Annotated in this window: 5 protein-coding genes; 3 read left to right on the top strand and 2 right to left on the bottom strand. The window is 43.1% G+C overall.

The features are described 5' to 3' along the window. Positions 1 to 326: 326 nt before the first annotated feature. Positions 327 to 1,238 (bottom strand): helix-turn-helix transcriptional regulator, encoded by a 912-nt coding sequence (locus QNK26_RS14725; RefSeq protein ID WP_319224366.1) that lies wholly within the window; start codon positions 1,236 to 1,238, stop codon positions 327 to 329. Beyond that, entirely contained in the window at positions 1,235 to 2,131 is an 897-nt protein-coding gene (locus tag QNK26_RS14720; RefSeq protein ID WP_319224364.1) for a formate dehydrogenase accessory sulfurtransferase FdhD, read from the bottom strand. Before QNK26_RS14720 ends, QNK26_RS14725 begins: the two co-directional genes overlap by 4 nt. Before the next feature lie 174 nt (positions 2,132 to 2,305). Here QNK26_RS14720 and QNK26_RS14715 point away from each other — a divergent pair, with 174 nt between their 5' ends. The 3 genes from QNK26_RS14715 to QNK26_RS14705 form a co-directional block, all read left to right on the top strand. Next, positions 2,306 to 2,836, top strand: coding sequence for a DUF3305 domain-containing protein (locus QNK26_RS14715; protein ID WP_319224361.1), 531 nt, complete (start codon positions 2,306 to 2,308; stop codon positions 2,834 to 2,836). Continuing rightward, a complete protein-coding gene (locus QNK26_RS14710) occupies positions 2,826 to 3,461 on the top strand; it encodes a DUF3306 domain-containing protein (protein WP_319224359.1) in 636 nt (211 codons plus the stop codon). The genes QNK26_RS14715 and QNK26_RS14710 overlap by 11 nt, the downstream gene beginning before the upstream one ends. A 270-nt stretch (positions 3,462 to 3,731) precedes the next feature. Further along, a partial coding sequence (locus tag QNK26_RS14705) for a 4Fe-4S dicluster domain-containing protein (protein ID WP_319224357.1) occupies positions 3,732 to 4,640 on the top strand: 909 nt, incomplete at its 3' end.

The following is a 4,640-nucleotide window of genomic DNA, read 5'->3' as shown; positions in this document are numbered from 1 at the left end:
TGTGGATGTGGATTTATGCTGCTGGGGGGTCAGTTTTAGCTGCTGGTGGCACATTTTGTAGTTGTAATAGGTTGATTTATAGTTATTAAAGGGCAATCTGTAGTGGTTTCAGTTAAAAATGTATTCATTTATCAATAGGTTAACGATGTATTAAAGCTTGTTTAATTGATTTAAAGGTCAGTTTGGGCTGTATACTGGTCTGTTCTGAGATAGCAAAGAGTTAAAGAGTTAAAGAGTTAAAGAATAAAAAGAACTCCAGTAAGGTAATGTAATTAAGCCCAGACCGCGTTGCGATAGCTGGGCTTTTTTACATCTAGCGTTTGGTACTAGCTGGCACTCCATACTTGTTGACCAGTGCGGCTAAAGTTATAACCTCCAAGTTGGTCGCCTTTAGCTTGGATCTCCATCGACGATAACGCCTGCAGTAATTGTTGCTGTAAGGTGCGGAAGTAGATATTTTTCGGGATCACTAATTCAAATGCTTCGGTACTCAAAGGAATAAAGCCTAAACCAAATTCGCCCGCGGTACTTTGACTAGCACAGCCCACATCAGCTTCGCCACGAGCAATGCAAGATGCTAGCTCTCGTTCGCTGTGACAGGTATCAACAGCGGTAAGCATCTCGACGGTGTAAGCATGATTGTGCAACCACTCAGCTAAAGCGCGCATGCTGCCTGCCCCTTCTTGACGCAATACCCAGCGCCAGCGTGAAGTCAGTAACTCTTGCAAGTTTAGCGAGCGTGAATTGACTAAATCAGCCAATTCTTTACTGACCACTAAGCCTTGTTGACGTTCAAAGGCGTGGATCAGCACCCAGTTTTTATGCCCCGGATATTGCTGTAATAAAGCGGGATGTCGTAAAGCCGCTTCCTCAGCATGCCCCCAGTGGATAGCACACATGTCGACATGGCCTTTACTGAGCATGGCTAAACCTTGGCGCGTACCAGTTGAGGTATAACCAACCAGTGCGGTGCTGCCGAGTTTTTGCGCCATTTTACCGACAACCAGTTGTAATAAGGGATCATCTGAGCCTGCAATTAACAGGCGGTCATTGAGCGCGCCGTTATGACATGATTCCAGTAACCATTTATCTAACATAGCTTTGGGGAATAACCATTTCCCGGTTACTTTGGTGGCAGGTAAGTGACCATCGTTAGCAAGGGTATAGACCTTTTTTTCATTCAGGTCTAAATACTCCGCGACTTGCTTTACATTCATAAACGCGGGGAAGTCATTCATGCACTTTTACCCATGGTATCTTGTGACTGATCTTGTAGTTGCGCTGAAGGTTGCGCGAGCGCTTCTGCTTCAGGACCTTTGACATCCAAGATCAAATTGGCCATACCATTATACACTTGGAAGCGATTTCCTTTGGCACGAGCAACCATAGTAATGCCTAATTTCTTGGCTAAATCATAACCCATTTGTGTTGCCCCCGAGCGTGATAACAATACTGGAATGCCCATTTGCGCCACTTTAATTACCATCTCAGACGTAAGGCGACCAGTAGTATAAAAGATCTTATCTTCACCCGTTTGGCCTTTTAACCACATTTCCCCAGCTAAAGTATCAACGGCGTTGTGACGACCTACATCTTCGACAAACGATAGGATTTCGGTATCTTTACATACTGCGCAGCCATGTACGGCACCGGCGGCTTTATAAGTCGCGTTATGATGCGTTAATGCTTCCAATAAGCCATACAATTTTGATTGGCGTAGTTTAGGTTGTGGCAGCGTTATACCTTCTAATGTCTTCATTACGTTACCGAACATGGTGCCTTGACCACAGCCAGATGTTACTGTCTTCTTCGATAACTTATCTTTTAAACCCTCGGTACTCTCATGAGTAATTACTGCGGCTGAATTAGTATCCCAGTCAATGATTAACGATTCAATTGCACTGATGTCTTCAATAAAACCTTGGTTTTTTAAATAACCAAGTACGAGTTCGGCAGGACGTGCGCCGAGCGTCATCACTGTCACAATCTCAACCCAGTTTAAGTAGATCGTTAACGGATGTTCACAGGCGATCTCTTTGGTCATGGTATCGCCATACTCATCCATGATATCAACGGTCATGGTGTGCTCAACTGAAGAGTTGGTTCTAATTATTTTTGGTAATTGCGGCATCCGAGATTCCTGCTGGTTTATATATCTATCAAGAGGTAAAGCAAAGTTCATTCCAACTTAACCATTTTATTTGTCATTAGTTTCTAACTTGGTCTAGATTTTGCTGAGTAGGGGAGAGATATAATAAATGATAAAAACTATAAATAATTATAAAAATAGAACAAAGGAGCATGTGTGCAACTATGTGATGAAGATAAACACCTAAATAAAGGTGATGAACATAAGCGCTTAGGGAAAGACGGATCAAGTTGGCCAATCGCCTTCAGTCTTCGCTCTGAAGAAAAGCAAGTTGGACGTTGGACTACCTTGTCTTGGTCTATTGAAGATATTGAGTTGTATCAACAAGCGCCAGCGAGCACAGCTACAGAAGAGGTCAAGGATACCACAGGTAGCACGACTCGCTATGAACGAACACTGTATTTATACCGCGATGAACGGACTGATTACCGTTTTAACCTAAGCTCACAAGATCCTCACCTGTTTATTGTCTGTGAAGTCACTGACGAGCAGTTTTCACCATTATTGATCACTGCTGCGCAAAGCGTTGCCAGTAGTTATATGGATGGTGACTATCAAGTGCTGCATATTCAGATGCCATTACCGGTGCAAGCTTGGATGGAAGCGTTCATTGGTAGAAATGGCGAACTGATTGAATTTAAAAAGAAACGTTGTAAAGACAGAAAAGGGCGTTCAAGTGGCCAGTAACTTTTTTCAACGTTGGTCAGATCGTTCATTGGCGACTAAAGATCATGCAGAAACTGATTTAGAAGCAAGTAAAGACGCTGTTGCTGTAGAGCTGGATACCGACACCAATAATGACTCAGCGCCTCATGATGCCTCGGTTGCAGACTCTGATTCTGATTTATCTCACCCATCTACAGATCTGATTGATGAGCATATCGAAGAAGTGCTGACTATCGATGATGCAGATAACGTCACCTTCGATAGCGGTGTGGCTTCTTTTTTACAGCATGGCGTTGATAAATCAGTAAAAAAAGCAGCGTTGCAAAAGCTATTTCATGCTGATGAGTTTAATTATATCAGTGATATGGATGATCATACCGAAGATTTTTCTAATATCCCTAAACTTGATGAGAGTGTCGCTAAGCAGTTACGCGGTTGGGTTAAGGCGGTATTAGAAGAACCTGAGCAGGACAGCGAACTGGTTGTCGACGATGAAGCATTAGAAGAATCTGACGCTAAGCTAATCTCTGCGCCAGAAATGCTTGCCGTTGAGGATGACACTACAGCATTAGTGACGGAAGATAATACCTCTATGCCTTGTTGCGATGAACAAAAAATCAAGCTTGAACAAACCGGTGAGACATAAAGGGACAAATAACCTTATTTCAAATCGGGACATTTTGATCCACACATGATCATCTATAGCGACATAATGTCTCATTTGTAAATATAAAAACAATCCCTTTCTGACTTTAACTCTTTATAGGTCATTTTATTCCGTTAAAAGTTGGTTCGGTTATTGCTCTATTAGCTACAACAAAAAGTATCTACATGATCGTACGCTAGCAGAGAGCAGCGGGTAATGACTCGCAGTTTAATCGACACCCAGTAACGGTGACGAGATACAGGAATAACAATGTTAAAAAGTATTTTAGAAACATTTACTGATACCGATGGTCAAGCACGCTTCGCGGCGATTGCTGATACCGTTGAGTTATCTAACTTGATCCCGCCAACGGTTTCTTACGAAAGCCGTGGCAACTTATTGATCATTGGCGCACACGATACGATCACTGCGTTAGCACCGCAATTTGCAACATTGAATTCAGTCACACTGCTGGCGACGTCTGCTGCGCCAGCGACGAGCGATAGCAATGACAATGACAAAGTATTTTTTAGTAATGAAGTAATAATTAAGGGTTACCTTGGTGCGTTCGAAGTGAACTGCCGTGTAGCGGGGAGCTTACTGAATACCTACACCAATTTAGCGGAAGTGACTATTGGTGGTGATAGTTTCGATTTAGTGGTTGATATGAGCGCGGATAGCCTTATCCAAGCCGAGATCCCGGCGCCGGGTTATTACCCTGTTGGTAGCGGTAAAGCGGCGATTGCAGATGTCATTGAAACCTTACCGGAAATGTTAGGAACCTTTGATAAACCAAAATACTTTCGTTTAAACAATGATATCTGTGCGCATTCATCGCGTGGTGTCGGCGGTTGTACGCGTTGCGTTGATGCTTGTCCTGCAGGCGCGTTAACCAGTAATGGCCACGCTATCGAAATTAATCCGTTCTTATGCCAAGGCGTAGGGACATGTGCCACAGCTTGTCCGACTGAAGCGATTACTTACGCATTACCAGAGCCAGAAAAGACCCAGAACTTTATTTATCGCTTATTAAACAGTTATCAAATGGCGGGTGGTGAACAGCCAACGATCTTATTCTTTGGTAATCGTGACGAACAAACGGTGGCAGAAAAATTACCGTTATTACCATCAAATGTTATTCCTATTGCTTTAGAAGAGCTGGCTACGGTTGGTGTTGAT

The sequence above is a fragment of the Moritella sp. genome, assembly GCF_033791185.1.
Classification (GTDB): domain Bacteria; phylum Pseudomonadota; class Gammaproteobacteria; order Enterobacterales; family Moritellaceae; genus Moritella.
This window is presented reverse-complemented; position numbering and strand designations above follow the sequence as displayed.

Bases quoted from the DNA above. Each gene is read 5' to 3' on its own strand.
- QNK26_RS14725 (WP_319224366.1), bottom strand. From the start codon at position 1,238: ATGAATGACTTCCCCGCGTTTATGAATGTAAAGCAAGTCGCGGAGTAT.
- QNK26_RS14720 (WP_319224364.1), bottom strand. From the start codon at position 2,131: ATGCCGCAATTACCAAAAATAATTAGAACCAACTCTTCAGTTGAGCAC.